The 26,310-nt window shown below is 63.1% G+C and carries 24 protein-coding genes; 10 read left to right on the forward strand and 14 right to left on the reverse strand.

Annotated features, from left to right (window positions below; all coding sequences use genetic code 11):
• Nucleotides 1-54: 54 nt before the first annotated feature.
• The 4 genes from ACQPYR_RS02465 to ACQPYR_RS02480 form a co-directional block, all read right to left on the reverse strand.
• Nucleotides 55-561 carry a hypothetical protein gene (locus ACQPYR_RS02465; protein WP_433627095.1) on the reverse strand — a complete coding sequence of 169 codons (507 nt, stop codon included), beginning with the start codon at nucleotides 559-561 and terminating at the stop codon, nucleotides 55-57.
• A 94-nt stretch (nucleotides 562-655) separates the two neighbouring features.
• Nucleotides 656-874: a hypothetical protein gene (locus tag ACQPYR_RS02470; RefSeq protein ID WP_433627098.1), complete on the reverse strand. Its 219-nt coding sequence runs from the start codon at nucleotides 872-874 to the stop codon at nucleotides 656-658.
• A complete protein-coding gene (locus ACQPYR_RS02475; RefSeq protein WP_433627100.1) occupies nucleotides 867-1,202 on the reverse strand; it encodes a hypothetical protein in 336 nt (111 codons plus the stop codon). The genes ACQPYR_RS02470 and ACQPYR_RS02475 overlap by 8 nt, the downstream gene beginning before the upstream one ends.
• A gap of 78 nt (nucleotides 1,203-1,280) precedes the next feature.
• Nucleotides 1,281-1,709 carry a DNA-directed RNA polymerase subunit beta gene (locus ACQPYR_RS02480; RefSeq protein WP_433627103.1) on the reverse strand — a complete coding sequence of 143 codons (429 nt, stop codon included), beginning with the start codon at nucleotides 1,707-1,709 and terminating at the stop codon, nucleotides 1,281-1,283.
• A 394-nt stretch (nucleotides 1,710-2,103) separates the two neighbouring features.
• Here ACQPYR_RS02480 and ACQPYR_RS02485 point away from each other — a divergent pair, with 394 nt between their 5' ends.
• The 3 genes from ACQPYR_RS02485 (at nucleotide 2,104) to ACQPYR_RS02495 (ending at nucleotide 5,714) form a co-directional block, all read left to right on the forward strand.
• Nucleotides 2,104-3,375 (forward strand): helix-turn-helix domain-containing protein, encoded by a 1,272-nt coding sequence (locus ACQPYR_RS02485; RefSeq protein WP_433627105.1) that lies wholly within the window; start codon nucleotides 2,104-2,106, stop codon nucleotides 3,373-3,375.
• A gap of 12 nt (nucleotides 3,376-3,387) precedes the next feature.
• Entirely contained in the window at nucleotides 3,388-3,858 is a 471-nt protein-coding gene (locus tag ACQPYR_RS02490) for an SAM-dependent methyltransferase (protein WP_433627108.1), read from the forward strand.
• 710 nt (nucleotides 3,859-4,568) lie between these two features.
• Nucleotides 4,569-5,714, forward strand: a complete 1,146-nt coding sequence (locus ACQPYR_RS02495) for a hypothetical protein (RefSeq protein WP_433627111.1) — start codon at nucleotides 4,569-4,571, stop codon at nucleotides 5,712-5,714.
• Nucleotides 5,715-5,973: 259 nt separating this feature from the next.
• Here ACQPYR_RS02495 and ACQPYR_RS02500 read toward each other — a convergent pair whose 3' ends face one another.
• The 5 genes from ACQPYR_RS02500 to ACQPYR_RS02520 form a co-directional block, all read right to left on the reverse strand.
• Complete coding sequence (locus ACQPYR_RS02500) at nucleotides 5,974-6,927, reverse strand: DUF2971 domain-containing protein (protein WP_433627114.1); 954 nt, start codon at nucleotides 6,925-6,927, stop codon at nucleotides 5,974-5,976.
• Nucleotides 6,928-8,009: 1,082 nt separating this feature from the next.
• Complete coding sequence (locus ACQPYR_RS02505) at nucleotides 8,010-8,678, reverse strand: MspA family porin (RefSeq protein WP_433627117.1); 669 nt, start codon at nucleotides 8,676-8,678, stop codon at nucleotides 8,010-8,012.
• A gap of 310 nt (nucleotides 8,679-8,988) precedes the next feature.
• A complete protein-coding gene (locus tag ACQPYR_RS02510; protein ID WP_433627120.1) occupies nucleotides 8,989-11,415 on the reverse strand; it encodes a LuxR C-terminal-related transcriptional regulator in 2,427 nt (808 codons plus the stop codon).
• 119 nt (nucleotides 11,416-11,534) lie between these two features.
• The gene (locus tag ACQPYR_RS02515) at nucleotides 11,535-12,317 is read right to left on the reverse strand and encodes a Zn-ribbon domain-containing OB-fold protein (protein ID WP_433627123.1); all 783 of its coding nucleotides are present in this window, start codon (nucleotides 12,315-12,317) and stop codon (nucleotides 11,535-11,537) included.
• Between the two features lie 138 nt (nucleotides 12,318-12,455).
• Nucleotides 12,456-14,771, reverse strand: a complete 2,316-nt coding sequence (locus ACQPYR_RS02520; protein WP_433627126.1) for an ATP-binding protein — start codon at nucleotides 14,769-14,771, stop codon at nucleotides 12,456-12,458.
• Between the two features lie 247 nt (nucleotides 14,772-15,018).
• Here ACQPYR_RS02520 and ACQPYR_RS02525 point away from each other — a divergent pair, with 247 nt between their 5' ends.
• The 3 genes from ACQPYR_RS02525 to ACQPYR_RS02535 all read left to right on the forward strand — a co-directional run bounded on the left by ACQPYR_RS02525 (nucleotide 15,019) and on the right by ACQPYR_RS02535 (nucleotide 17,696).
• Nucleotides 15,019-15,336, forward strand: a complete 318-nt coding sequence (locus ACQPYR_RS02525; protein ID WP_433627129.1) for a hypothetical protein — start codon at nucleotides 15,019-15,021, stop codon at nucleotides 15,334-15,336.
• Complete coding sequence (locus tag ACQPYR_RS02530) at nucleotides 15,327-16,331, forward strand: alpha/beta hydrolase (RefSeq protein WP_433634983.1); 1,005 nt, start codon at nucleotides 15,327-15,329, stop codon at nucleotides 16,329-16,331. The genes ACQPYR_RS02525 and ACQPYR_RS02530 overlap by 10 nt, the downstream gene beginning before the upstream one ends.
• 66 nt (nucleotides 16,332-16,397) lie before the next feature.
• On the forward strand, nucleotides 16,398-17,696 hold the full coding sequence (locus ACQPYR_RS02535) for a YhgE/Pip domain-containing protein (RefSeq protein WP_433627130.1): 1,299 nt from the start codon (nucleotides 16,398-16,400) through the stop codon (nucleotides 17,694-17,696).
• 6 nt (nucleotides 17,697-17,702) lie between these two features.
• Here the strand turns inward: ACQPYR_RS02535 and ACQPYR_RS02540 are convergent, their stop codons facing one another.
• The 3 genes from ACQPYR_RS02540 to ACQPYR_RS02550 form a co-directional block, all read right to left on the reverse strand.
• Nucleotides 17,703-18,515, reverse strand: a complete 813-nt coding sequence (locus tag ACQPYR_RS02540; RefSeq protein ID WP_433627132.1) for a transglycosylase SLT domain-containing protein — start codon at nucleotides 18,513-18,515, stop codon at nucleotides 17,703-17,705.
• A gap of 60 nt (nucleotides 18,516-18,575) precedes the next feature.
• Nucleotides 18,576-19,889: a S1 family peptidase gene (locus ACQPYR_RS02545; protein ID WP_433627135.1), complete on the reverse strand. Its 1,314-nt coding sequence runs from the start codon at nucleotides 19,887-19,889 to the stop codon at nucleotides 18,576-18,578.
• 276 nt (nucleotides 19,890-20,165) lie between these two features.
• Nucleotides 20,166-21,158, reverse strand: a complete 993-nt coding sequence (locus tag ACQPYR_RS02550) for an alpha/beta hydrolase (protein ID WP_433627138.1) — start codon at nucleotides 21,156-21,158, stop codon at nucleotides 20,166-20,168.
• A gap of 321 nt (nucleotides 21,159-21,479) precedes the next feature.
• Here ACQPYR_RS02550 and ACQPYR_RS02555 point away from each other — a divergent pair, with 321 nt between their 5' ends.
• Together ACQPYR_RS02555 and ACQPYR_RS02560 are read left to right on the forward strand one after the other, a co-directional pair.
• Nucleotides 21,480-22,877 (forward strand): FAD-binding oxidoreductase, encoded by a 1,398-nt coding sequence (locus ACQPYR_RS02555; RefSeq protein WP_433627141.1) that lies wholly within the window; start codon nucleotides 21,480-21,482, stop codon nucleotides 22,875-22,877.
• Nucleotides 22,878-22,891: 14 nt separating this feature from the next.
• Nucleotides 22,892-23,701 carry an alpha/beta fold hydrolase gene (locus tag ACQPYR_RS02560; RefSeq protein ID WP_433627143.1) on the forward strand — a complete coding sequence of 270 codons (810 nt, stop codon included), beginning with the start codon at nucleotides 22,892-22,894 and terminating at the stop codon, nucleotides 23,699-23,701.
• A gap of 125 nt (nucleotides 23,702-23,826) precedes the next feature.
• Here the strand turns inward: ACQPYR_RS02560 and ACQPYR_RS02565 are convergent, their stop codons facing one another.
• A complete protein-coding gene (locus ACQPYR_RS02565; RefSeq protein WP_433627145.1) occupies nucleotides 23,827-24,882 on the reverse strand; it encodes an alpha/beta fold hydrolase in 1,056 nt (351 codons plus the stop codon).
• Nucleotides 24,883-25,188: 306 nt separating this feature from the next.
• Nucleotides 25,189-25,458: a hypothetical protein gene (locus ACQPYR_RS02570; protein ID WP_433627147.1), complete on the reverse strand. Its 270-nt coding sequence runs from the start codon at nucleotides 25,456-25,458 to the stop codon at nucleotides 25,189-25,191.
• Nucleotides 25,459-25,634: 176 nt separating this feature from the next.
• On the opposite strand from ACQPYR_RS02570, the gene ACQPYR_RS02575 reads away from it, so the two are divergent.
• Together ACQPYR_RS02575 and ACQPYR_RS02580 are read left to right on the forward strand one after the other, a co-directional pair.
• Entirely contained in the window at nucleotides 25,635-26,093 is a 459-nt protein-coding gene (locus ACQPYR_RS02575) for a DUF2752 domain-containing protein (RefSeq protein WP_433634984.1), read from the forward strand.
• A 23-nt stretch (nucleotides 26,094-26,116) separates the two neighbouring features.
• Nucleotides 26,117-26,305, forward strand: coding sequence for a hypothetical protein (locus ACQPYR_RS02580; RefSeq protein ID WP_433627149.1), 189 nt, complete (start codon nucleotides 26,117-26,119; stop codon nucleotides 26,303-26,305).
• Nucleotides 26,306-26,310: the final 5 nt, after the last annotated feature.

The following is a 26,310-nucleotide window of genomic DNA, read 5'->3' on the forward strand; positions in this document are numbered from 1 at the left end:
AATATGAGACTTTCTCAGGAGAGGAGGGTTGGACCGCCGCTAGTCACCTGTCGGTCAGTGGCGGTCGGCTCGCTCCTCTGCATACCGGTCGGCGAAGTCCCGCAGCATTCCTGCGGTGCGGGAAAAATTGCCACCGGCAACGTCTTTCATCAAACCCCACGCGGTATCGGCCTCCGCACCAGCGAATCCGTATTGCAGCGCGGGGTTTACGTGGTCATAAAATGAATATTCACGGCCGAACCATGGTGCATCTATCCATTCCGCGCCAGTGAACTTGATGAAGCATTCACCCAGAAAGCAAATGAACGCGTCGGCCATATCAGCGTTCTTAGGAGCCATCGCGGTAGCCAGATCCGGAAACAGCTCAGCGACAACACCATCGAGCTGAGCCAATTCCGGCGCGCCCTCTGACCACGGCTTTGCCGGAATGGCACGCAGTCCGGCTCGATCGAGAAACTTCCGGACCTGCTCCTTCCGGCGCTCCGGGTCAACCCATTTACCCCATTCGGTCTGCTCAACCGGAACGCCGAGATCCAAACCGAGCTGCTCGTCACTGCCCACGATGATTCCTCCGCTTCCGTCGCTTCTCATTCACTATCCGGCCAAATCGCGTTGACGCTCTTGCGTTTCGGAAACCGCAGGTCAGTGTCTCATCTCATGGGCCAAGATAAAGCCGCTCGCACGGAAGGCGCTGGTAGCCGCTGGTGTCGCCGAGGTCGATCGTTACGGCGTCGGCGTAATGCCGCGCCTGGTGTTCGTGCACGAAGGTCAACGCGGCGGTGAGGCAAGCCACGAAGTCGAACCGTGCACCGTGCAGGAACACCGACAAATGCACGTCCGGATCACCCGGTAACGGGGACGCCCGCTCATCCATGATCCGGCTTCCGTCTATCGGTGCTCGTGCAGGCCACGAAGTTGGTCGGCGTGATCAGGTCACACACCACAGTGATGGCCCGCACACGGCTGTTGAAGTGGGCCATGCTTGGCGCGATGACCGCCGCCGCGCCCCTGCGGTGGGCTGTCACGACAATGAGCGTGGTCGGCATGAACGTGTCATCGCCGATCCTGACCAGCTCGCTCAGGGTGTAGCCGCGTCGCTGCGCCAACTCGGCGATCACGCGTTCATCCCGCAACAGATGCGGACCGGTCACAGCCAGCGAGAGAACACCGATTGCTTTGGAAGCAAGGGTATTTGGGTTCATGATCGCCGTACCTTCGTCACGTGGTCGGGCTCAATGTCATTGATGACCCGCACGCCGATCAATACCCCGCAACCACATTCAGACATGAGCGACCCACCGCCTTACCGGCCGATACTGTGCCGAGCAAGCGCGGATCGCGTCGACCACCACAAGCCCGGACGGCCGGAACGTGCATCGCGGCGGTTCGATCCAGCGCCGGAACTGCGCGCCGTGGTCAGCGGGCGATGGTAACGCCACGGTGCCGCCTGTTCGTACTACCGACACGTTCAGTCGGAACATTTCAGCGAACAGGCGCACGTCATCAGGGATGTCCGGCCGCACCAAGTAGGCCCAGCGGTTCGAGCGGGGATGGGACAGAATCGGACCAATATCCGAACCATGCTGCTGCATACGAGCTTTCACGGTCTGGCCGAGATGGGCCGGGAGCACCATCGCCCACACGTGTTCGGCCTTCATGACGATGCGGCCCAGGTGCGGCGGATCGACATTCGCGGGCAGATCACACACCCGCCGATAGAAGTGGCAGCGCGATACCGGGGTATCACTGAAAGGGATGTGGTCCATGGGTTCTAGGCCCTTTGGTCAGGTTGCTCAGTGCGGGTTTGCCTGGGTTGCCACTCGCGCAGGGCGTCTAGGTACCGATCGAGAACATCGGCAGGGACATCAACAACGAGTGCGGCAGGCGGACCTACGAGTGGCGTGCGGTGCGGTAGTTCTGGGTTCAACGTCGTGCCCCCTCAGTACGGCGACGGCTAAGGTGCGCCCGGCCCCTGAAACAAACTCCCTGATGAAAGGGAAGAAGAGTTGTCTCTCCGGGCGCACATCTAGCTGACCACGGGAAGTACCCGGAGAAATATGGGTTGGCATCCACACTGCGTTCACAAACGCTAGATTCGACGGCATGGACGGTCCTGCCGTTATCGTCGGCGCGCAGCTCCGAGCGGCCCGCGAAGCCGCTGGGGTATCCCTCGCTGTGCTGGCCGGTCAGATCCCATACAGCAAGTCCGCGCTCTTCTACTACGAGACCGGAAAGCGCTCACTGACGCCGGATGTCATAGCGTGGTACGAAAGGCGTTTTGGTGGCATCCAAGACCCGGTAGCAACCTTGCTCAACCTCGGAAGGGCTGATGTGGAACGGCGCTCTTTTCTACGGGTCGGATACTCCACAGCTATCAGCGCGTCCGTATTGCTCCCAGGGTGGCTCGACGGGGCGGCGTCGAGGGGGCCGTGCAAAGACGCGGGCCTTCGTCATGTGGGCCAAGCCGACGTAACCGCTGTGCGAGACGTGATGTCGTTGTTCTCCCAGATCGACCAACGGCTCGGCGGTGGTCATGGACGGACGGCTGTTGCTCAGTATCTGACCAACGAGGTAACCGGCTATCTGAACGGCTCCTTTGTCAGCGAAGCTGTCAGACGTGAAATGTTCATAGCGGCAGGCGAATTGGCGTATCTGGCTGGATGGATGGCGTTCGACAACGACGAACATGCAGTGGCGCAGCGCTACTTCACCACTGCGACAAAGCTTTCCGTCGAAGCGAACGATGGCCCGCTGACGGGACATGTGTTGCGCGCTATGGCACATCAAGCCGTCGACCTCGGCCATCCTCAGCAAGGGCTCCAACTCGCCGAAGCATCGGTGAGCGGGACCCGTTATCGAGACGCTTGCCCACGTGAGCGCTCGCTCCTGAAGGTTGTACACGCCAAAGCGTTGAGCGCGGCCGGTCAGAAGGCCGAGTCCGCGAAAGCCCTGTTACAGGCTGAACGCGACCTTGCAGCCGCTTCCGACTCCGATCATGAGCCCGCTCGGGTGTTCTTCTTCTCCGAAGCGAGCCTTGCTCACGAAACCGCTTGCGCACTACGAGATTCGGGTGACCTAGCCGGTGCTGCCGACCAATTCCAGCTCAGCGTCCGCAAACGCAAAGCCACAACGTTCACCCGAACCCACGCGGTAACCCTTGGCTACCTCGGCACCGTGCAGGCCCGCAGTGGCGAACTCGAGCAGGCATGCACCACATGGACATCCGCGCTCAACGCAATGGACGGCGTCCAGTCAGGTCGCACCCGCAACGTTGCCCGCGACATTCGCACAACGGTGGCACCGTACCGACAGACCGCGGGAGTCAGCGAGATCGATCGGCGCGCTGCGGACTATCTAGCCGTCAGCGGAATGTAGGACAGGGGCCAAATGGCAGACGAAGTGTTCGAAGTTACGCCGATCGCCCACGTGGTCGGCGGTCGTCGCGAACCCACAGATGATCACTGGGGCGGTACCGAGGCGATCATCCGCATAGATGACCCGCGGTTCACCGAAGAGTCCGTGCAGGGGTTGGACGCGTTCAGCCACCTCGAAATCATCTTCCGGTTCCACTTGACCGACCCAACAGACCTGCACTTCGGGGCACGCAGCGCCCGCGACAACCCCGCATGGCCCAAGGTCGGCATCTTTGGCCACCGGAACATGCGACGGATCAACTGGCTCGGGGTGTCGCGCACTCGACTGCTCCGCGTCGACGGCTTGGATCTGCACGTAGCCGAGCTCGACGCGGTCGACGGCACACCCGTGCTGGACATCAAGCCGTGGTTCGCGGAGTTCGGCCCGCGTGGAGAGATTCACCAGGCTCCGTGGTCAACCGAGATGCTCAAGGACTACTTCTAGACAGCGCAGAGCGATAACCCTGACGTCCCAAAGGGATTGGTAACCCGGTCTCTGCGTGTGCTAAGCCCCGTCGTGCCGGATTCGGTGACCCAACCCCCGGTATCCGCACCAGCGTGCCGCCCAGAAGGGGCGCAGATGGAGCAAGCACTGGTCAGATCCGCGAAAGTGTGAGGTGCCGGAGGCTTGATGAGCCAGGTAGAGAGTGTGAAAAGTTGGGAGCCCCCGGAAGACAAGAAAAGGAAAAGGGTCCGGAAACCCAACTGGAGAACTTGCCGAATTGCCCTCTACAGAATCAAGAGCGGCGCGCATGCGCGCGCCGCCCGGTGCGCCCGCCCTCCCGCTCCGCTCCCGGGCAGGCACCCCGGCGCAGAACCAGTATGGAGGACCCAACCACCACAGCTTCCCGGCGCACACCATCAGCGCCGAGGTTGATGCCGTGAGTAACCATCGTCGACCACTCTCGGGTACTGCCGCGCCCCTGCGGGACTTGCCACCCAGACCCATATCAGCCGTATCTCGGTGACCGCATCACACCCAAGTTGATTGCTCTCTCATCAGGGCTGTGGGTCTCCGAATGGGCTTGCTAGCCAACTATCCTAGGTAAAACACCGTCTGCGCAATGACTGTCATCCGCGTTAAGGGGAGGTTCGGTTTTGGGCAAGAAGCAGTCGCGTGGCGTCCCCAAAGATCGGACGATCACACGTATGCACATGACTGTGGCAGTTGCTCCCTCCAGTCCTGACCGAGCCGATGCTGAGTTACGGCTCAGTCGCTCGGCACTGCTCTACGCAGACACTGTCACGCTGATCAGTCCCAAAGCGTCGGCGCTGCACAAACTGGCGAAGTATGGCACCGCAAGCGAGCTCGAACACATGCGTCTCGCTGCCGAGGCAGCCCCAACCTTTTTTCCCGAGCATGCAGACCTACTTCGACAGAAGGTTGCGGAAATAGAAGCAACCTCACGTGCCGAGCGCCGCGCACAAAAAAGACAATTACAACAGATCTACGAGTGGTTTCAGCCCGTCAAAGAGCGCCTGACCGCGAACATAGATGGGCTTCTCGAAAAGTTTGGCTATGAAGAATTGAAGCTTGCAATCGACGAGGGAATTCTTGCCGTAGAACCAATTGAGCACGCCGACTTCGGAGCGTTTGGCGATCTGGCCCGTGAAAATACCGACGCGCTGCCATTCGAATACATAGGCCGCGTGCAGAGAAGTCTGCTTACAGGCGACAGCTATCCGCTCTTTGACAATGTTACAGGCAATATCATAAAGAAAGGCGTTGATGCTGGGATTCTAGCCCCTGTCCCTACAGCGCGCCGCCGTGGTCGAAATGCCGCCTTGGCGAATGGGTTCTTTGACGAACTGCCGTTCATCGAGCGAGCGACTGTCGACGAGGTGCTCGATATACGAAAGGATCTGCGTAAACCTCTTGGTAATTTTCGCCGAGGCGTGGAAGAGATCGCAAAGGATTTAGGTATAAATCCAGAGGATCCTGAGTTTCCATCTGCAATAGAGGATGCATGGACGTTGAAGGTTGCCCCTGCTCTAGATGAGTTGCAGACGATAATGGCTGAGAATACCAGCTACCGTGACCTACTAAAGCGCGCCGTCAACGATCCCGCGGGCCTTATGGGAATGGGTGGATTTTCAGGAATGCTTGTTGCTGCCGGGCCTGGCAGCGGTATGCCAGCTGCCACAGCTGCAATCCTTACCGGCGCTGCCGCAACGGCAGGAATACCCTATGCTGCCGTTAGAGCGATGATCGGACAATGGAGCGATATGGAAAATGCGAAAACTGCGCAATTTTATTTTTTGTATGCCACTAACTCTCGGCTCGCAATGCTTGATAGCTGAAGCTACCTAATCCACGAGTAGCCGACGCTGCTTGGTCTGCACTAATCTAACTTGCCGCACTGGCGGGTCTAGTCGGTCACTACCCAGGTGAAGCGTGGATCGCATGGGCCGCTGCTCAGCAGTCCCCCCCGGAACCGCCGGGGATCGCCTGCGCGTGGCTTCCCAGCTGCGCATCATGGCACAGTTGTGTCCGTGGGTGTTCGTCCACCACAGCAGATTCTGGTGTTCAAGCGTGTCGGCGATTGTCGATTTCAACCACTCAGACTTCTCGGTATGGGATTTCCGAATGAGTGACCGTAACGTCGCCAAAATCGTCTTTTCTTTCCGCGAAATAGCGCTCAAGGGACGCTTTTCGTAATTCTCCGAACGCACCGGGGCCGACAATCACCTCTTGTACGGCCTTCCTATCATAACTTGTCTTTGCTCGGGGTATCAGACCCAGGCCGGAGGGGGTGAAGAACGATTCGCGACACCGGGAAACGATGCGATATTCGTGCTCCTCAAAGAACTTCTGATGTTTAAGGATGCTAACTAATTCAATGATGGAGTCCGTGAACTTCCGAGCGGCTTCCTCTTGCTTGGCATCGTCTTTCGCTTTGACCGCTTCTGCCGTGTCGGTCACGCGGGCCTGAACGATCTTGTCGACGCGCTCGGTCACCGTATTTCTAAGATAGATCGCCTCGGCTACCTGCGGCTTCTCATGGCCAGGGATCGCTGCGCCGGTTTCATCGATAATCGCGAATGAATCCCTAAGTAATTCTGGATCGAACGCAATAGCGTAACCCCCATTCGCATAGCCTCGCCATTGGCTAAGCTGATCGCGAGACCTTGAAAGACATGCAATAAATGGCGCGTGCGCATTCTTAAGGAAATCGGCATTGCTGGCTAGTCCTGAGGCCATCGCACGGTAAAGCTCGGAAATGAACTCGACGCTTTCCGGGTTGGTTGTCTTATCTGGGTTCTCGTTGAACCAGTCGGCTTGAGATTCGATCATTTCGCATATAACGCCAATGCCGTACTCGAATTCCTGAGAGTCGTTGAGGTACGCCATGTGCGTCAGCCATATTTCACCTGAATCTAGAATTCCTTTTAGTCCGTATATGTCTGTGTAGTGGTACCACTGCTGGTCATCCGAGTACTTGGCATTGAGAGCCCGCCACGAGATATTCGATGCAAGCGCCAGGTCCTCAGGCCAAGAGTCTGCGTCAGTCACGCGCCAGAGGCTACAGCGCAGCAGATTCCTGCGTCACCTGCAACGGCCCGAGCTGGCCGCTGAGGGCGTAGGAGTGTTTAACCAACTCTCACGCCCGCGAGCTGTGCTCCACCCGCCCTTGCAAAGCCGGTGGGGGCCTTGGTTTCGGTGAGTCCCACGTCGCGCGGGCCACCTTCAACATGATGGTGCAGCCGTACTCTGCGCTTACACCAGCGAACTCGTCGTCAACCGTCACCACCAAACCGCCGCATCTACCCGCATTGACCGCTGCCTATCGCCGCCCCGGCAACCGGGTGAGAAACCCGGTCCGCGTAGCTGATGGTTAACCGATGGTGGAAGGTCATGGCGTGTCATGGATTAGACACGCCGATGTCAGCCGGAGGATGCTCCCAACTAAGTCCCAACAAATCCCACCAATGTGGCGATCTGCCGAATGTGTGTTCGATGGTCCTGGGCAGTTGATTGTCGTCGTATGGGCTGGTCGGACCAATTTTTCCGACGGTAGAGTCGTTCGGAGTCGTCTGTGGTAGTCATGAGTTCTCGTAATGAAAAGGTCGGGGGTTCGATTCCCCCAGGCGGCTCCATTTTCCCAGGTCAGAGGCCTTTCAGCGATCCTTGTACGTTGTACGGATGCCCAGGGTGTCAAGGATGAGGTCGGTTGCCCGGGCGGGCGAATACGCCCAGGCGGGGGCACGACGGTCAGGCTCACGTCGGTGCACAGACAGCGGTGATTCACGGCAGATCATCGATTGCTCATACTTCGTCGCGGATCGGGTGGCCGTATTGCGCCGATCGGCCACACACCGTCGGCGACAACCGTTCGCGGACGGTGCCCAACCGAATAGGCGGTCTGTGCAGTCGGTGGTCATTCTCCTTCCAGGAGTGACCAGATGGTGCTGTCGTGGAGGTGGCCGTCGTCTTCGAGGGAGTAGTCGCGCAGTACCGCGTCGGCTCACCGCCACGCGTAGGCGGTGGACTCGCAGGTGTCAGGGCGCTCCCGACGACGGGCGCCGACCCCCGGATCCCTTCCTGGCGGTCGCTGAGTCCGAGAAGCGGGGTCGGCGTTTGTGGCGGCAGTGTCCCTAGAACGTGAATTGTGTTCCGTAGCCGGTTGTTTGGGCGGTTCCGTTGATACCGTCGACGCGCGCGGTGACGAACGGCATGGCTGATGCGGGCGACAGGCATCCGTTGACGTTCAGTGGCGTGTTGGTGTGACTGAATGTGTAGGGGTACGTCGCGTCCTGATCCAGGCTGGCCGCACCGATAACCGCCGCCGTGACCTTCCCCGGTACGACGGTCACCGAGATCGCTCCGGCGAGACCGGCATTGACGCCGAAACTCGGTGAAATTGCGACGGTGACGCTGGTCGAGTCGCCCATGGTCAATGCGAGCGAGGGTGCGATACCCGCGCTGACGCCGACGCTCGGAGCAATTCCGATGGTGACGCCTTCGGAGATATCCACGGCGCAACCGATCAAGTATCCGATCGCAATTTCCCCGTCGCGGACTGAACCGCCGCTGACAGACACCGAATAATCCCCGGACACTTTGGCTGCGTGCACGAACGGGATTCCTTGTGTCACTTCGTCTCCGGCCAGGACGAGATTGCCCACATCCACCGCCGCGACGAGGTGCATGCCACCGGCACCGGCTTCGCCAGGTGCCGCATCGGCGGGCACGTTCGCAATGCAAGTCACTGCACCGACCATCGCCGTGAGCGATGCAATAATCCTGAGATATTTCCTGGTCATACCACTCCAGTCGAATAATTACCGACACAGACTGTTCCGTAGAAATAGATCGCTCGCGACACCGCGCTCGAAGTGTCTAGCCGCGCAGGAGGTTCGATACGGGACCAGCACTCGAACCTTCCGGCAGACCCTACCGCATCTACGGGACAACTGATCTCATGCGCCCTATTACTCATCCGGCCTGTCGACCAGCCGGGCATCGGCATGGCGCGACTCGAGAATCGCAGGGACTGACAGGATCGTCGCGACAATAGCTGATTGTGCTGGGCCCCAAGGGGTTTCGATTCGCCGGGGCGGCTCCACGCAACCGTCAAGAACCCGCGTGCTTGGCCTCGTCCGCGATCCAGGCGGCGATCTGGGTGCGGGAGGTGAATCCGAGTTTGCTCAGGATGTGTTCGACGTGGTGCTGTGCGGTCCGTTGGGAGAGCACCAGTTTTGCGGCGATCTGTTTGTTGGTGAGCCCCTGGGCGACAAGGTGCGCGACTTCCAGTTCGCGCTTGGTCAGTGTCGTTGCTGCATTGCGTGGTGTCGTGGATGGTGGTTCCCGCAGGGCATAGGACACCGCGGCACTCAACCCCATCGCCTGGCCGCGGCGGTAGGCGGCATCGAATCCTCGGTCACCGAGTGCGCGGCGGACCTTGCGCTCGCATTCGTCATGAAAGTGGGATAGCTCGTTGAAGAAAGTTGTGACACCTGAGGCGGAGCGCAACAGGTATTCCGCGGCACCCATCAGAATGGCCGCGCGTTCACCATTGTCGGCGGTCCAGGCCAGTGCCTCGATGGCAAGTGCGGCTACGAGGGGGCTGGGTATGTGTCGGCTGGTTCGCAGCGATTCCAGCAGCACTTCTTCTGCCTGCGAACGGTCGCCCCGCTGCCATGCGGCAATGCCGCTCCCCCACAGCGTGGTCGACCGAAACAGCGATTCGCCGCACGCTTCGGTGATGGAAAGTATCTGCTCGTGATATTCGATCGATCGCTTTGCATCTCCCAGGAGTCCGTGTGCCCAGCCGAGCATCGACAATGTGGAGATATACCAATGACTTCGCGTATTCGATTCGAACACCGCGAGCGCGGGCTCGAGCACGGATACCGCCCGAGCGTGTTCACGTCGATACAGCGCCAGGGCTCCCTCGGCGGCTGCGGCCAGCGCCTTGGTGGTGGGCGCGGGGTCCTGTTCGGCGAGCGTGCGCGCCTGCTCTACAAAGCCGGCCGCACGCTCCAGGTTTCCCTGCACCGCCGCCATGATCGTGCTCGCGAGCAGAGCTTTGACGCGATCGGGTATCGAGTGCGCGGCGGGGTGGGACAGGATGCGGTCGAGCCAGCGTCGGCCTTCGCCGTACTGGCCCCGGAAGCTCCAGAACAGGTATAGGGCGGCGGCGGTGCGCAGTCCGGCTTCGGCGCCCGCCGCGCTGTCTTCGGCCAGGCAGAACTCGAGCGCGTCCCGGAAATTCGGTTGTTCACGGTCGAGACGCGCGAGGACGTCGAGCTGCCGGTCACTGATCCACCCGGCCTCGGCGTCCAACGCCAACCGCAGATACCAGTCGCGGTGTCCTCGGCGCAGATCCTGGTATTCGCCGGTCTCCCGCAGCTTCTCGCGACCGTAGTCGCGCATGGTCTCGAGCATCCGGAAGCGCACGACGCCATCGGGTTCCTCCCGGATCACGATCGACTTGTCCACCAGGGAGGACAATGCGTCCAGCAGACTCTCCGGCGCCAGGTCGGCACCGCACACCTGCTCGACCGCATCGAGTTCGAAGCCGCCGGCGAATACCGATAACCGGGCCCATATCCGCTGCTCGACCGGTGTGCACAGCTGGTAGCTCCAGTCGATGCACCACCGCAGCGTCTGCTGTCGCGTCGGCGCGGTGCGGCTACCGCGGGTGAGCAGCGCGTACCGGTCGGTGAGCCGCTGCAGGATCTGTTCGGGCGACATGGCGCGCATCCGAGCCGCCGCGAGCTCGATCGCCAGCGGCAATCCGTCCAGCCGGGAACAGATCCGCGCCACGGTGGTCTTGTTGTCCTCGGAGAGTTCGAAGCCCGGCACCACCGCGGCGGCGCGGTCGGCGAACAATGTCACGGCGTCGTATTTGGGCAGGCCGCGAAATGCGGGTTCGTGGTCGGGATCCGGGACCGTCAGCGGCAAGACCCGCACGGTCGCTTCCCCGGCGATGTCGAGCGGCTCGCGGCTGGTGACGAGAATCCGCAGGTTCGGACAGGCCAGCAACAGCGTCTCGACCAGATCCGCCGAGGCCGCCACCACTTGCTCGCAGTTGTCGAGAACCAGCAGCATTTCCCGCGGGCTCAGAAACTGGACCAGCACGTCGAGCAACGGCTGGTCGGACTGGTCGAGCAGGCCAAGGGTGGCTGCCACGATTTCGACCAGCATCGACGGCTCGCGCACATCGGCCAGTTCGACAACCCAGACCCCATCGGCGAAATCTCGTCGAGCATTCGCCGCCGCTCGCAGCGCGAGCCGGGTCTTGCCGACGCCACCGATCCCGGCCAGCGTCACGAGCCGGTGGGTGGACAGCAGATTTTTCACCTCGGCCGTCTCGGTGCGGCGGTCGACGAAACTGGTCAGCTCCAGCGGCAGCTCGCCGGTGTGGCCGCCCGCCAGTGGTGGCGGCGGGGCCCACGCCCGGAGCTGCGACGCGTCCTCGAACCGGGACGCGCTCGAATCGGCCGTGGCGGGTGTGATCGCGTCGCGGCGGGTTCGGAGTGGATCCTCCGTTGTCATCAGCGGCGGGCAATCCACTCGGCATGTGCGCGAGCACCGGGCGCCATGCGCTCACCTTTCGACAATGTCAGCGTATCGCCGACGAAGGTGAGCGGATCGCGAGTTCGTAGGTGTCTACATCAGGCGGTGGGGAGCGCGGTGGGACTCATCTGCCAGGCCTGTGCCAAGGCGTCGCGCAAATGGTGCTTCAACCCGCGCACCTTGACGCTGTCGGTGCGCCGTGGCTCCAGTGCCTCGTCCACCATGTGCAGGAACCGCCGACGGGTCACGCCGAAGGTCACAAGCAGTTCGCCTGCCGTGGCGCCGCCGAACGGCGCCCAGCGGATCGCAAAGCTGATCAGGGCTTTCGCCGCCGCGTCGAGGGCCTTCGCGCTTTCCATGAGCTCACACTCGCGCAGCGAGGTCCGCACCCACCACGCGTCGTAGCGATGTTCGACAGGGAGGCGATGGGTAGGGCGCATATCGTTCGCAGCACACACACGCTGTGCCGCGGGACGAACGCTGTCATCCGGCTCGGGCGTCGCGCGGCAGACGGTGAACACCGGGAATCGATCGATCCGAGGGCGCGGCTCGAACCGTACCCGGACCGGCAGTTCCGCAGACGGTGCGACGTCACCGTCGATTGTCGCGTACACCCACGGCCCCTCGTCGAGTTCCACAATGGCGATGGTCAACGGCACCACCTGGGCGTGCGGACGGCTCACACTTCGGTGTACGAGCCGCCACGACACGATCGAACCGAGACCTGACGACGGCGACCACTCGAGATCCCAGGACCGGCACGACGAACATTCGGCGGTCAGCGGCGGGAACAATTTGTCACAGCGTCCACAGCGCCGGATCATCATTGCGGTATCGGTCCCGGTGGGTCTGCCACCGGATTCGTATGTTTGCTCGGACATGGGAAACCTCGGTGTGGTGATAGCCATGGATGCTGTCCTCACCAAGGGTCGCCTTCTCGGCGCCCGAACACGACGGTAGAACTACCACAGGTATACCCATTTCTGCCGACTGGTCCGTATCGCGACCCGGTCGAGGGGCTAGTGCAGGCGATGCGTACGCGCGGTCCAGGCGGCTATCTGTGCCCGAGACGAGTAGCCGAGTTTGCAGAGGATGTTTTCCAGGTGCCGGTCGACGGTGCGCGTCGACAGCACGAGCCGTTCGGCGATCTGCCGGTTGCTGAGGCCCTGTGTGACGAGTTCGGCCACCTGCCGCTCGCGGGCCGTGAGCATGGTGTCTTCGTGCTCGTCCGGCTCCTGGGCGCGCTGGCTGGGATCGAGTGCGTATTGGATCGCGTGTGCGTGATCCAGTGCCGCACCGTGCCCTCTTTCCGCGTCCTGCTCCGCCTGCCGCAGTGCCTTGCTGAGGGTGTGTTCGCAGGCCGAGTGCTGTGCGCCGAGATGTGGTCCGAACGCTGCGAGCGAGGTGCCGATGCGCCGCCATACCGATCCGACCGCGCCCATCAGTCGCGCCGCGTGCCGATATTCGCCGCGGGCGGCGGCGATCCAGGCCAGCAATTCCATCATCAGCGCCGCGCCGACATGGTCGTTGAATTCGCGCTGGATCTCCAGGGCGGCACGCGTCGACTCGACCGCACTGCCGTATTCGCCGCGTACGTACTGGTCGTAGCCGAGGGCCATAAGTGAATAGGATTTGGTCAACCGTTCGCCCTGCTGGTCGGCCAGTTCGATGCCGCGGCGGGCGGTCGCACCCGCACGGTGGTCACCGGCGTGTGCCATGGTCATGGAGAGTTGGAACAGGGTCATGCGGACCACCTCGTCGTCGTCCGGGTAATCCTCGGCGGCCTGTTCGAATGCCGCGATGGCCGGTTCGAGATGGCCGGGGAACAACTGGGCTGTGCCGCGCAGACAGGTCACCCAGCCCAGCGCGTGGCGATCGCCCACCGCCGCGGCGCGCTCAGCGCATTCGTCGAGCGCCACAGTGGCCGCATCGATGTCGCCAAGCAGCAACCGCGCCCAGCCCGCCACCCCCAGTGCGGAGATTCGCTCCGGGCCGGAGTAGTCGGCAGTGTGCAACGCCTTATCGATCCATCGCCGTCCTTCACCGAGGAACCCGTCGGTGCACCAGTGATAGCGCAGGGCGGTGACCAGCGCCAGCGCTTCGCGGACGGCGGCCGGTGTGCTTGTCGCCCAGTCCAGCGCGGCTTGCAGATTGTCGCGTTCGGCGCGCAACTCGGCCAGACCGGCCGCTTGGCCGGGGCCGTTCCAGGCTGCGGCGATCTGCTCGGCGAGTGCGAGGTAATGGTCGCAATGCCGCTTGCGCATGGCGCTGGTCTCGTCCCGCTCGGACAGCCGATGCGAGCCGTATTCGCGGATGGTTTCCAGCATCCGATACCGCGGTGGGCCGACGGTTGGTACGGGCGCCAGGATCGACTGCGCGACCAGATGGTCGATCAGGTCCAGAATGCGTGCACGCGGCAGGTCGGGACCAGCGCAGACGCCCTCGGCCGCCGCGAGAGTGAATCCACCGGAGAACACCGACAGCCGTGCCCACAGCAGCTGTTCGGTCGGCAGGCACAGCTCATAGCTCCAGTCGATCAGGGCCCGCAGCGTCCGCTGCCGTGGCACGGCGGCCCGGACCGAACCCGCCAACAGCAAGAATCGGTCCTCGAGCCGGTCCAGAACGGCGGGCAGCGATAGCGACCGTAACCGGGCCGCGGCGAGCTCGATGGCGAGCGGAATCCCGTCCAGACGCTCGCAGACCCGCACCACCACATCCGCGTCACGCTCGGTCAGTGTCAGGTCCGGGCGCACCGCGCGAGCCCGCTCCACCAGCATCGTCGGCGCATCGTAGGCAGTCAGCCCGCCGAGCGTCACCGGATCGTAAGGGGTCGGCATCGACAGCGTCGGAACCGTGTACACGTGCTCGCCAGCGACGTCGAGCAACTCGCGACTGGTGGCCAGGATCCGCAGCCCGGCACAGGATCGCAGCAGCACATTGCAGAGCGCGCTGCACGCATCCACCAGGTGTTCGCAGTTGTCCAGCACGATCAACGCCCGCAGATCCGCCAAGTACTCGACGAGCTGCTGCTCGATGGCCAGGTTCGACACGTCCACCATTGCGAGGCTGGTCAGCACCGTCTGTGCCACCAGCTCGTCATCGACGACGGCGGACAGGTCGACCAGCCACACTCCGTCCGGGAACGCCCGGCCGGAAACGGCCGCTACCTCGCTGGCGAGCCGAGTCTTTCCGACACCGCCCACACCGGTGAGCGTGACCAACCGAGCCGTCGCGAGCAACTCGCGGACCTCGCGGATCTCTCGTTGCCGTCCGACGAAACTTGTCACCGCGAATGGCAGGTTACCGGCCACGCGAGTGGGCTTACTTCGCCCCATGAGACCTAATCTAACCGTGCCGGGGGCCCTGTAAGGGCCTGGTTTGCGAAGGTCGTTCCCGAAGCGGTTGGTGCCGGAGCGCTACCCATCGGTGCGTACGAATGCGGTCTCAACATGCGCGAACTGCGGATTTGGGTGGAGAAGTGGGTGTTTCTACCCATGTCTGTGTGTGCCGGATCTGTGAGGCTCGGTCTATCAGTTGTGAGCAGGAGGTCGACCTTGACATCTCACCGAGCGTGCCCGATCGATGAGGGTAGCCAAAGGCACCAGCTACATCCGCGACAACCGGGGGTCAGCGATGGATGACGTATGTCGCACCGAATTCGACGGACTGCGCGTGACATGGCGTTTGATCCAGAATCGGCTGATCTCGATCGTCGCCGTGCACGACACATCCGATGCTTCGCCGGTGCTCTCGTTCGGCCCGGCCGCCTATCCGGATCTCGTGCAAGCACGAGAACTCCATCCGGGTCTGACCAAGCTGTGGGACGCGGTGCGCCGCGACTTCTGGACCACCCTCATTCCGCCATGCCCGAATAAGGGCAGACAATGGCAATGGTCGTGACCGCGGCAGTTGCGCGGCCCGAAGCATCCTTACCGACTGTCGAACCAGCCAACCAGGCAAGTATCGGAACTCGAATCGCTCATCCGCTGCTGCGCGGCACAGTCGGGTTGGGGTTGGCAACACTGGCGCTGATAGGTGGCCACGACCGGCTCGGGCACGCGCTCTGGCTCAGCCGACTCATCGAGCTACCGGCTGCCGCACTCGTGCCTCCGAAAGGCACCAAACGCTGGACCGTTCAGTTGGGTAACTTCCGCGCCGAATGGTTGTGGCACGAAGATCTGCCCGCCCCGTGGCAGCGACAAGATTCGGCGCTGCTGTACTTCCACGGCGGTGGGTTTATCAGCGGCGGCTTGAATACCCATCGGCGCCTCGTCGCCAAGATCGGACGCGCGAGCCGGATGCCCGCATTCAATGTCGACTACCGGCATTTGCCCGGTGCGCATTTCACCGAGACGCTCGACGACGCCGTCGAGTCCTATGTCTACCTGCTCGAGCACGGCTTCCAACCCGAGCGCATCATCGTCTCCGGTGACTCGGCAGGCGGCGGGCTGGCCTTCCGGCTGGTGCTGGCAATCCGGGAACGTGGTTTGCCGATGCCCTGCGGCATCTCCGCGATCGCACCGTGGGCCGACTTCGATTCGACGACCCGAAACGCCCACCCCAACCGGCACCTCGATTCCTATATCCCCACTCGGATCCTGGAAACGATCGTGCGACGCGGCGTCGCCCTCGACGGCGAACTCGATCCGATATGGTCGCCGGTCAACCACGACTTCACCGGTCTACCTCCGGTCCTGATCCAGGTCGGCTCCACCGAATGCCTGCTGCCCGACGCGGAAATGCTGGCCCGCCGCTGCGTAGAAGCGGACGTCCCGGTACAGCTGCAGGTCTGGGACCGCGCGCCGCACGTCCACCACGTCGCCTCGGATTTCCTTTCCGACGCCCGAGCCGCGATCGACGACCTGGGTCTGTTCCACCGCCAGATTGTGGCCTGACCCGCCCGCCGAGACACAGTCCGGCAATCACCCTATTCGGCTCGATCCAGCCATTACGGTGCTGTCATGACGAACCCGGAAGAGGTCGAGCAGACCAGTCCTCGTCGATCGCGCGTACGCGTGTGGCTCGCACCGGCGGTTGTGGTGTCGCTGCTCATGGCCCTGCTGGCCACGATGTATCTCGCGTATGTGGTCGATCCGTCGAAGCATCTGCACGGCTTTCCGATCGCACTGGTCGATCAGGACAGCGGGGATCTGATCGGCGGGAAGCCGACCAATGTGGGCAGGCAGATCAGTGATGCGCTGGTGCAGCAGATGCCGAGCGACAAAATCGATCTGCGGGTGCTCGGCATCAGCGAGGCGCAGCAAGAGTTGAACTCGGGCAATGTGTACGGGGCGATCGTCATTCCGAGCGACTTCACCAAGCGGCTCGGAATTTTCGCCACCGCCAGTGTGGTGCCCGGCGATGTCAGCCGGCCGATCATCACCGTGTACACCAATCCGCGATCCGGTGCGTTCTCATCGCAGGTCGTGCAGACGGTGGCCGGAAGCGCACTCGCGCAAGCGAATCAGACGGTCGGCACGCAGCTCACCGAGACCGTGCAGACCCAGCTGCAATCGTCCGGATCCGCGCCGGAACTGGTCGGCCTGAGTCGGCTGATGCTGGCCCAGCCGATCGATGTGGTCGTCACCCCGTTCCATCCCCTGCCCTCGGGTACGGGCGGCGGTCTGACGGCCTTCTTCTACACGATGATGGTGCTGCTGGCCGGATTCACCGGCGCCATGGTGATCAACGGGATGGTCGATTCGTCGCTCGGTTTCGCACCGACCGAATTCGGTCCCTGGTATGTGCACTATCCGCCGACGCCGATTTCCCGGCTGGGTACATTGCTGCTGAAGTGGGGCGTGATCACCGGTACCGCGCCGGTTGTGGCCGGGATATTCATGGCGGTCGGGCATTGGCTCGGCATGCCCATCGAGCGGCCGCTGCTGCTGTTCCTCTACAGCACGTTCGCGATCATCGCGGTCGGCGTCACCGCGCTGTCGATCGTGTCAGCACTCGGTACCGCTGGTCTGCTGGTCAACCTCATCCTGTTCATCGTGCTCGGCCTACCGTCCTCCGGCGGCACCATTCCGATCGAGGCAATCCCGAAATCCGTTGCCTGGCTTGCCGATTTCGAACCGATGCACCAGGTGTACCTCGGCATCAGGGCCATCCTGTATTTCAACGCCGACGGCTCCGCGGGTCTGAGCCGCGCGATCTGGATGACGCTGCTCGGCCTGGTCATCGGACTCGTCGTCGGCGGCGTCGTCACTCGCTACTACGACCGGAAGGAACTGCACCGCGCACCGGCAAAGAGCTGATGCTGGTCAGTACCAGTGGTGTGCCTGCCAGAACGCCCAGGCGCCGTCGGGGCTGCCGTAGCGCTCGTTCATATAGTCGTAGGTCCAGCGGATTTGCGTCAGCGGGTTGAATCGCCAATCGGCGCCGTGGGTTTGCATCTTTTCGGCCGGCAGTGCTTGGCCGAGGCCGTAGGCGCCGCTTTTCGGGTTGATGGCGAAGACGTCCCAACCGCTTTCGTGGGTGATGACGGCGTCGAAGGCGGGGAACTGGTGCAGCGGTACCACTGTCAGGGCAAGGGCTCTGGTGCCCAAGCGGATCAGTGAGAGCGCGAGTCCGGCAGGGGTTGTTCCACTGTCGGGCGGGCTGGCGGCGGGCGTGAGGGCGACTGCGTCGTCGCTCTCGTCGCCGGGTGCAAAATTGTCGCTCTCCTCGGCGGAAAGGGCGAGGCTGTCGTCCAGACCGTCGGTGGATGGTGTAACGCTGTCGGCGGATGCGCTGTCGCTCTCGCCGAGACTGTCAGCGGACATGGCGGCGCCGTTGTCGGGGGCATTGGCGGGCGTGGTTGTGCTGCCGTTCAACCTGTCGGTGGGCGTGCTGTCGCTCTCGCTCGGCCCATCTGTAGGCGTGGCAAGACTGTCATCCGGGCCGTTGGCGGATGGTGTGACGCGGTCGGTGGATGTAGGGCCGCTATCGGCCAGACTGTCAGCGGAGGTCGCGGCGTCATCGTTCGGGGCATTGGCGAACGTGACGACGCTGTCGCCCAACCCCTCGGCAACGGCTGGACCGGCACAAAACATGAGTGCTCCGACCGCGATGGCGGCCGCGACAACGCGCAGCATCGATTCGCTCCTTAGATGTATTTGCCTTCCATATCGATGGGTGTCATGAACTCGCGTGCATCAGTTCGTCCGAATGGTCAAACCCGGATTGTCTTGCAGCACATCGCTGATCGGCTGGCCGAGCAGCAGTGGGACGTGACCGCAGCCGAGATCGAAGGAGGAGCTCACCGTGACGATGGCGCTGCTGAGGCCGAGTGCCTTGGTGCCAGCGAAGATCGGTCCACCGCTGTCACCGCGCTGGCCGCAGAGGGCGGCATAGAACATATTCTCGATCTTGACCGGTTGGTCGCCGTGGCCGCGTAACAGGCCCTTTTGCCCGGTCGCCAGCACCGTCCCGCACGAATATCCGGATGTGAAGCCGGTTTTGCAGACGGCCGCTCCGACAACCGGTTCCGTGATTCCGTCGATGCGCAGGACATCCGGACCGGCAGTTCGCGACTGTCCCGCATTGCTGCCGTTCACATTCACGTCGGGCGCCTGCGCCGGTGAATCCAGTTTCTGGGTGGACACCAGGTTGTTCCGGAAGCGCGGCGCGAATGTCTCGTCGATCCGCACGATCGCGTAGTCCTTGGGGGCGAACTGGGAGACCGTGAAGTTACCGATCTCCTTGCCGAGCTGCCCATCTTTGAATTCGTAGACACGTTGGGGCTCGGTGGTTTTCGCGGATGGTTCGACAACGTTGTTCGGGTCGCAGTGCCCGGCGGTGATATTCACGGCATTACCGCCGGCATCGGTGGCATTGAAGCCGAACGAGCACCTGTGCGCATTTCCGTCGACCTTGATGCCGAACGGTTGACCACCGATGATGTCGCCTTCGGTTTGGATTCCCGCGATCGCCTGGGTGCCGACGGAGGTGTCGTCGGGTCGGGCTTCCGGCAGCACTGCCGTCACCGACTGGATCGGCCCGATATCGGTCGGCAACTGCACGTCATCGGCGAGGCGGACGGCGAAACTGTTGGTCACCACGTCGATGCCGTAGGCGACAATCGAGTCGACGACGGTGTTCGGCTGACCGGATAGCCAACGTTCGAAGGCGACGCGGCGGGCATCGAGGGTGCGCTCACTGTCGGTAACGGTTTCCACGCTGAAGCCGGCCTTTTCGGCGATGGATTTGGCGTCCGCCGCGCGCTCACCTTCGGCGAGCGAGACGATCGGACGGTCGTCACTCATCCGGATCCCGGCGAATACGGCCGGGTATGCGGCGCGGGCCTGCTGTGCGAATTCGGCCAGCCGCCGGGCGGTTTCGGCGCGTACGAGATATTCGTGCGCATCCATTCCGAGGTCACTCGCGACGGCCGCGATCAGTCCGGGCGGCAGCGGGGCGGTATCGGGCCTTGGTGCGGCCGATGCCGGATGCGCGATCGAACCTGCCATTGCCAATGCGGCACAGCAGCCGAGCGCTGCCCGCCGTGTACGAATACCCGACCTCACCGAGCCGCCTCCTGACCAAGCGCCGAAGTATTCGATGACGCTATGTCACATGCGTCACAAAACGGACTATTTGGTCCCATAGCGTGTCGGTGTCCGCGCCGGTCGACGCCCGATGGCTACGTCGGAGAACTTGCGACACGCCGAGACTGTTGCGGAGGCCATTACTTCCGAACGCGGGGCGGACGCCGAAAGCCTCCGCCCCGCGTTCGGTTCCATGCACTATGTCAAGCCGAGTCCGTGCTCGAGCACCGGCCACGATCGCTTCAATTCGTCTTCCCAATAACCCCACGAGTGCGTGCCCTCGTCGAAGTTGTACGTTGCCGGAATGCCGAGCGATATCAGCTTCGCCTGCAAATTCTTCATGCAGTAGTTGGCCGCTGCTTCGATCGCGCCGCCGAGCAGAACCTGATTTGTCAATCCGTCGAGGCCGGGTTCGGCATGTGCCCCGTTCAGCGTGTCATATTTTCCGGGCAGGCCATTACCTGAAGAAAGATAGAGATCTATGCCGCGCAATTTATCGGCGTGCAGGTACGGATCGTTTTCCGTCCATTCGGGCGAACCGACCGGGCCCCACATGTTGTCGGCGTTTCCGCCACCCCAGGCGATCACGAGCTTCAGGAACTTGGAACCGATCGGATCGCTGGTCTGTGCGCAGCCGCTATATGCGGCTGCCGCCCGGTAGAGGTCGGGTCGGGCAATTGGCAATGCCAACACCGTGGCGGTCGAAGCGGAAATTCCCGCGATCGCGTTGACTCCGTTGGTGTCGAGTGCGGAATTGATCAGCGGTGGCAATTCATCGGTCAGGTAGGTCTTCCATTTATTGCGACCCAGTACCGGATCGTCCGCGAGCCAGTCGGTGTAGTAACTGAACCTGCCGCCGATCGGTTGGACCAGGTTGACGTCTTTGTCCGACATGAACTGCCGCGCATCGCTTTGTGCCTGCCACGATGCGTCGTCCTCACCGCCGCCCGCACCGTTCAACAGGTATAGCGTCGGCCGGGGAAGCGAGTCATCCGCGGCCCGCTGGATCTCCACCGGAAATTCAGCGCCCATCGCCGCGGAATAGACCTGAAGTCGGATATTTCGGTCGTCGATGTACTCGACGTCGGTTATGTGCGAACCGTCGTCCGACGCCGTATCCGTAGAAATCTGCGCGGATGTGGTGACCTCGGCAAAGGCTGACGGCGCACCTAGCGTCGTGCCGACGAGCATCCCCACCATCGCGATGCCGACTACCGATCTATGTATTCCTCCGATTACGCCCCTGTCCATACCCAAGCTTTTAGCACCAAGATTCCGGCCGGTGCCGCACCGACACGTCGCCGGTAGGTCGGCACCGGACCGAAACCAGGTACGGCTGCCGTGCACCAGCGTTAATATGTCAAGCGCGCCACATCATCCGGATGGGCTGGTCGTGTGCGTGGCATTCGGATAGCACCACCTACGTGTCGGTGCCGCAGCAAGAGTCGGCGACGCGGACAGCGTGACCCGCTCTTCCACGAGTGGTCGGGGACCGGTGGCTGGAGAAATGCCATGACCCAAACAATGAGTTTCGACTTCAGAGCACTGAGATCCGCGATCGGCGGGCCGGTATTCGCTCCTGACGACGCGGGTTATGACCATGCCCGTGCCATCTGGAACGGGGCCATCGACCGGAGACCCGCGGTGATCGCCCAGTGCCTTTCCCCCGAGGACGTGGCCGCGGCCTTGGCTTTCGCGAGAGAACACGACTTCGAGGTAGCCGTGCGCGGCGGTGCGCACGCCTACAGCGGCACGGCGGTCTGTGACGGCGGCCTGATGATCAATCTCGGGGTGATGAATCGCGTCGTGGTGGACCCGATGGCCGGGAGAGCTTTGGTCGGCGGCGGCGCGACGATGGCGGATATGGATGCCGCGACCCAGGCATACGGGCTGGCGGTGCCCGGCGGCGTGATCAGCGATACCGGCGTGGGTGGCCTCACCCTGGGCGGTGGCATGGGTTGGTTGACCCGCGTAGCCGGACTGTCGATCGACAATCTCGTTTCGGCACAGGTCGTTCTTGCCGATAGCCGGATCGTGCGGGCGTCCGCCAGTGAGCATCCGGACCTGTTCTGGGCGTTGCGTGGTGGTGGCGGAAATTTCGGAATCGTCACCGAATTCGAATACCGCACGCATCGGATCGGGCCCGAAGTGCACGTCGGATTCTTCTTCTGGCCGCTGACGGATGGGGATGCCGCGCTACATCTGATTCGTGCGTTCATACCGACGATGCCGCCCAGGTCGGGAGTGCTGGTCGGTGTCGCTCTATCCGCGCCGCCGGAGCCTTTCGTGCCGCAGCAGTACCACTTCGTGCCCGGTCATGCCCTCATCGTCGCCGGCTACGGCACTGCCGAAGAACATGCCGAGATGGTGGCGCCGATCCGCAGCGCGCTCGCCCCGCTCTTCGAATTCATTGCCCCGATACCCTTTACCGGATTGCAGTCGATGCTCGATGTCGCGGTGCCATGGGGCATTCACGGATATGAGAAGGCGCTCGATCTCGACGACTTCTCCGACTACGTGATCGCGATTCTGACCGAGCGGGCGGGGCAGAAGACATCGCCGCTCTCGTTCATGCCGATCTTCGTACTCGATGGTGCCTTCACCGCCGTCGGCGAGGACGACACCGCATTCGGCGGCGCGCGCTCGGCACACTACGTATGCAATATCGAAGCTGCCGCCCCTGACGCCGAGATATTGGCCGCCGACAGGGCGTGGGTGCGCTCGACCTGGGAAGCGCTGTGCCCCTTCGCCTCCAACCAGGGCGGGTATGTCAACTTCATGGCGGAGGCGGGCGAGGACCGGGTACGCGCATCCTATGGACCCGCCAAATACGCGAAGCTGGCCGATATCAAGACCGAGTACGACCCCGAGAATGTTTTCCACCGCAACGCCAATATCAGGCCGGGCTGATCGCGATGAAGGTTGTGGCCGATTCAGCTCGGATCGAGGTCGATGGGCAGTCGATCGCCTACCGGATGGTGGGTGCCGGTCCACCGCTGATGTTGCTCCACGGCGGATGGGAGGACAGCCGATCGTGGCGGCTGCAGTTGGAGTCGCTCGCCGATGAGTACACGGTCATTGCCTGGGACGCACCTGGCTGCGGCAGGTCCGGCGATCCGCCGGAGGGTGCGCGTCTCGGCTACTACGCCGACACACTGGCGGGATTGATTCGAGAACTCGGGATCGAACATCCGCATGTGCTCGGGCTGTCGTTCGGTGGCGGCCTGGCCATCGAGCTGTATCACCGCCACCCTGATGTGCCGCGCTCGTTGCTCCTCGTCGGCGCATACGCCGGGTGGGCGGGATCGCTGCCCGCGGATGTGGTGGACGAGCGCGTGCGGCGGATACGGGAGCAGACCCAGCGGCCACCGGCCGAGTGGGCCGAGTCCTACCTCCCGACATTTTTCGCCACACCGATACCGCGGGAGTGGATCGACGAGATGCTGGCGATCATGTCCGATTCGCGACCGAGCGGCATGGTCGCGATACTTTCGGCATTCGCGGAGGCCGACCTGCGCGACGTGCTACCCACCATCGCCGTCCCAACGCTGATCCTCAACGGCGAGCTCGACGAGCGAGCGCCGCTGCGCATCGCCGAGGGATTGCACGCGAGTATCCCCGGCTCGCAGTTGGTCGTGATTCCCGGTGTCGGCCACTGCTGCAATCTCGAGGCGCCGAAGGCGTTCGACGCCGTCGTCCGCCATTTCCTGCGACAACATCCGATCGGTAAGTAGTTCCCGTCGCGGCGCGCACCTCGTCGAAGGTTTGCTCGTGGATGCCGGTGCAGCGGGTGGCCGTGGTCGATAGGGCGCAGATGCTGGGGCCGGGCGCCGTCGACCAGCCCCAGCAGAGGTCCGGGTCAGCCCGCCGCGGCGCTGCGTGGGTTGGCGCGCTGGACCACGTCCGCGAGCAGGGTGTTGAAGCGGTCCGCGGCCTCGATATTGCCCAGGTGGCCGGTGGGCCAGACCTGGTAGTCGGCAAGGTGACCTGCCTTGGAGAGAGCCTCGACGACCGGGCGGGACATGCGCTCGGGCAGCAGGTGGTCTTCGGCGCCCGCGATGACCGTGGTCGGCACCGTCAGGTGCTTCGCGGCATCACCCAGGTCCAGATCGGCGAGAGCGGCGGCGTGCAGGCCGCGTGTGAGCGGGCGACACGAGCGGACGATGCCGAGCGCGAAGTCCACCTCGTCACGGGTGGCGGGCTTGGACATGACGCGGGCCTTGAACACCGCGCTGACCGGCCACCCGCCCGGCAGCGGAATCGGCGCGGCGAGTGCGGTTTCCGCGAGGATGAGCGGGACGCGGACGCTGGCGCCGAGTACGGTCACCGGGCGCTCGGCCACCATGAGCGGCTTGTTGAACAGCGGCAGCAGATCGGTTTCGTACCGGATGTCGCTGGCCGCGGTATTGGCCATGACGACCGCGGCGGCGCGGCGAGTGACCTGTTCCGGATAGCGAGATGCCCACGCCTGCAGGGTGATTCCACCCATGCTGTGGCCGACGAGGACGGCGCGCTTGCCGGGCGGGAGAGCGGCCTCGAGCACAGCTTCGAGGTCGTCGGCCAGTGTCTGCGCGCCCGGGCCGATGCTCCCGAGGGTGCTCGCGCCGTGGCCGCGCTGATCGTAGGCGAGCACCCGGTAGCGGTCGGCGAAGGCATTGATCTGCGGATTCCAGTACTCGATGCAGCAGCTCCAGCCGTGGATCAAGACGATGACATCGCCGTCGGCGGGACCGTAGGCATGGACCCTGAGCTTGGCCCCGTCCCCGGTGGTGACCGGGATGATCTCGGGTGTGGCGGCGGGCTTGTTGAGCGACGCGGTCCGGTATGTCCGCGACCGTAGTCCAGCACGGTAGGCGGCGGTCAACGGTTCGTCTCCGCGCACTTCCGCCAGCGTCCTCATCGACTTGACCAGCATTCGAGCACTCCTTTGTGTCTGCCGCCACAGTACAGTGCAAGCTGAGTGCTTGCTACTGCTAGCGCTCCAGTGGCGGAAATCCTGGTTCTATCGGATGGATACCCGAAATTAGGTCGGCCAATAGTCTTGCCTGAAGAAACATCGGGCACGAGCTCTTCTTCCTGGATATCGCCTGTGCCCGAGGCAGCCGTTACCCCCGTCGTCCACCCTGTCCTGCCCCCGATCCCCCTGTCTCACCCCACAATCGCGCACTCGTTCTCGGGACGGCCCGGTTCTGCGGCGCGGATCCCGACAAAGGGGCGGCGGTCAGCCGGTGGTCAGGAAATCGGCGATATCCTCGGGCATCACCAGGCAGACCTGGTCGTCCGGATGGAAATCACCGGGGATGTCGCGGCGGTTGGGGGCGCGCACGAAAACGACAACGGACGAACCGTCTCCGGGGTCTATTTCGACCGCGACCGAGCCGGAGAAATCGCTGTCCGGGGGTGCGTACCAGTGGCCCACATGCCCGAATTCGAGCCTGCGAGCCGCGCTGACCCCGAATCCGTCGAGCCGGGTAACACCAGCGGCATCCACGTCGCGAAATTCTACTCTAGCTGCGGAAACGCCGGACCGAATCGATCATGTCGGTAGCTGCTGCGATGATTTCGGCCCGATCCGTTCGCAATACATTGCGGTTCGCCCAACCCGAATAGCCGGCACGAGCTGTGGCGGCTGTGGGGCGGCCGCGGCTACCGTTGGTGCTTGTGGAGATGAGTCATGCGGTACCGGTCGCACACCAGGAAGCGGTGGCGGAACAGCCGAGGCGCAGCGGCCTGCGCGCCATGGGGTGGCCGCTGGTGGCGGCGGGCGTCGGGGTCGGTGCCGCGGTCCTGCTGCATTTCCGGGATCCGCACGGCGAAGGCTCCTATGGAATCTGCCCGGTCTACGCACTGACGGGCTTGTATTGCCCCGGCTGCGGCGGCATGCGGGGCATGCACAATCTGACCGACGGCCGAATTCTCGATGCGGTACACAGCAATCTGCTCGTACTGCCGCTGGTGCTGGCCTTCGTGTTGTGGATCGGTGACTGGTCGATCCGTGCCTGGCGCGGTGAGCGGATGCGACTACCTCGGATCGGTCGCACCACGATGTGGGTGTTCTTCGCGCTGCTCATCAGCTATACGGTGTTGCGAAATACGCCGTGGGGGGCCTGGCTCACCCCCGTCTAGCGGTTTTCAGGCAGGCTTCGTATATGAGTGATTCGCTGAAGGAACGCGTGCGGGCGAAGCTATTGCGCCAGCTCGCCGAGGACGGCACGCCCGACTCCGAACAGGATGATCCGCGCTTGATCTCGGTCGAGTCCGATCTCGATACGCTGAACAGCGTCGCCGATGACGATCCGTTGGTCGAGGAATTGGCCGCCCGCTACTTGGTCTTCTGACGGCG

Origin of the sequence: Nocardia sp. CA-120079, from assembly GCF_050955745.1 — a bacterium.
Classification (GTDB): domain Bacteria; phylum Actinomycetota; class Actinomycetes; order Mycobacteriales; family Mycobacteriaceae; genus Nocardia.

Excerpts from the sequence above, each read along its gene's own strand:
- ACQPYR_RS02525 (WP_433627129.1), top strand. The coding sequence starts at position 15,019 with ATGAGGGTAGCCAAAGGCACCAGCTACATCCGCGACAACCGGGGGTCA.
- ACQPYR_RS02485 (WP_433627105.1), top strand. The coding sequence starts at position 2,104 with ATGGACGGTCCTGCCGTTATCGTCGGCGCGCAGCTCCGAGCGGCCCGC.
- ACQPYR_RS02530 (WP_433634983.1), top strand. The coding sequence starts at position 15,327 with ATGGTCGTGACCGCGGCAGTTGCGCGGCCCGAAGCATCCTTACCGACT.
- ACQPYR_RS02535 (WP_433627130.1), top strand. The coding sequence starts at position 16,398 with ATGACGAACCCGGAAGAGGTCGAGCAGACCAGTCCTCGTCGATCGCGC.
- ACQPYR_RS02540 (WP_433627132.1), bottom strand. The coding sequence starts at position 18,515 with ATGCTGCGCGTTGTCGCGGCCGCCATCGCGGTCGGAGCACTCATGTTT.
- ACQPYR_RS02575 (WP_433634984.1), top strand. The coding sequence starts at position 25,635 with ATGAGTCATGCGGTACCGGTCGCACACCAGGAAGCGGTGGCGGAACAG.
- ACQPYR_RS02565 (WP_433627145.1), bottom strand. The coding sequence starts at position 24,882 with ATGCTGGTCAAGTCGATGAGGACGCTGGCGGAAGTGCGCGGAGACGAA.
- ACQPYR_RS02490 (WP_433627108.1), top strand. The coding sequence starts at position 3,388 with ATGGCAGACGAAGTGTTCGAAGTTACGCCGATCGCCCACGTGGTCGGC.
- ACQPYR_RS02505 (WP_433627117.1), bottom strand. The coding sequence starts at position 8,678 with ATGACCAGGAAATATCTCAGGATTATTGCATCGCTCACGGCGATGGTC.
- ACQPYR_RS02510 (WP_433627120.1), bottom strand. The coding sequence starts at position 11,415 with ATGACAACGGAGGATCCACTCCGAACCCGCCGCGACGCGATCACACCC.
- ACQPYR_RS02555 (WP_433627141.1), top strand. The coding sequence starts at position 21,480 with ATGACCCAAACAATGAGTTTCGACTTCAGAGCACTGAGATCCGCGATC.
- ACQPYR_RS02520 (WP_433627126.1), bottom strand. The coding sequence starts at position 14,771 with ATGGGGCGAAGTAAGCCCACTCGCGTGGCCGGTAACCTGCCATTCGCG.
- ACQPYR_RS02550 (WP_433627138.1), bottom strand. The coding sequence starts at position 21,158 with ATGCTCGTCGGCACGACGCTAGGTGCGCCGTCAGCCTTTGCCGAGGTC.
- ACQPYR_RS02475 (WP_433627100.1), bottom strand. The coding sequence starts at position 1,202 with ATGAACCCAAATACCCTTGCTTCCAAAGCAATCGGTGTTCTCTCGCTG.
- ACQPYR_RS02515 (WP_433627123.1), bottom strand. The coding sequence starts at position 12,317 with ATGTCCGAGCAAACATACGAATCCGGTGGCAGACCCACCGGGACCGAT.
- ACQPYR_RS02545 (WP_433627135.1), bottom strand. The coding sequence starts at position 19,889 with ATGGCAGGTTCGATCGCGCATCCGGCATCGGCCGCACCAAGGCCCGAT.
- ACQPYR_RS02495 (WP_433627111.1), top strand. The coding sequence starts at position 4,569 with ATGACTGTGGCAGTTGCTCCCTCCAGTCCTGACCGAGCCGATGCTGAG.
- ACQPYR_RS02580 (WP_433627149.1), top strand. The coding sequence starts at position 26,117 with ATGAGTGATTCGCTGAAGGAACGCGTGCGGGCGAAGCTATTGCGCCAG.
- ACQPYR_RS02470 (WP_433627098.1), bottom strand. The coding sequence starts at position 874 with ATGGATGAGCGGGCGTCCCCGTTACCGGGTGATCCGGACGTGCATTTG.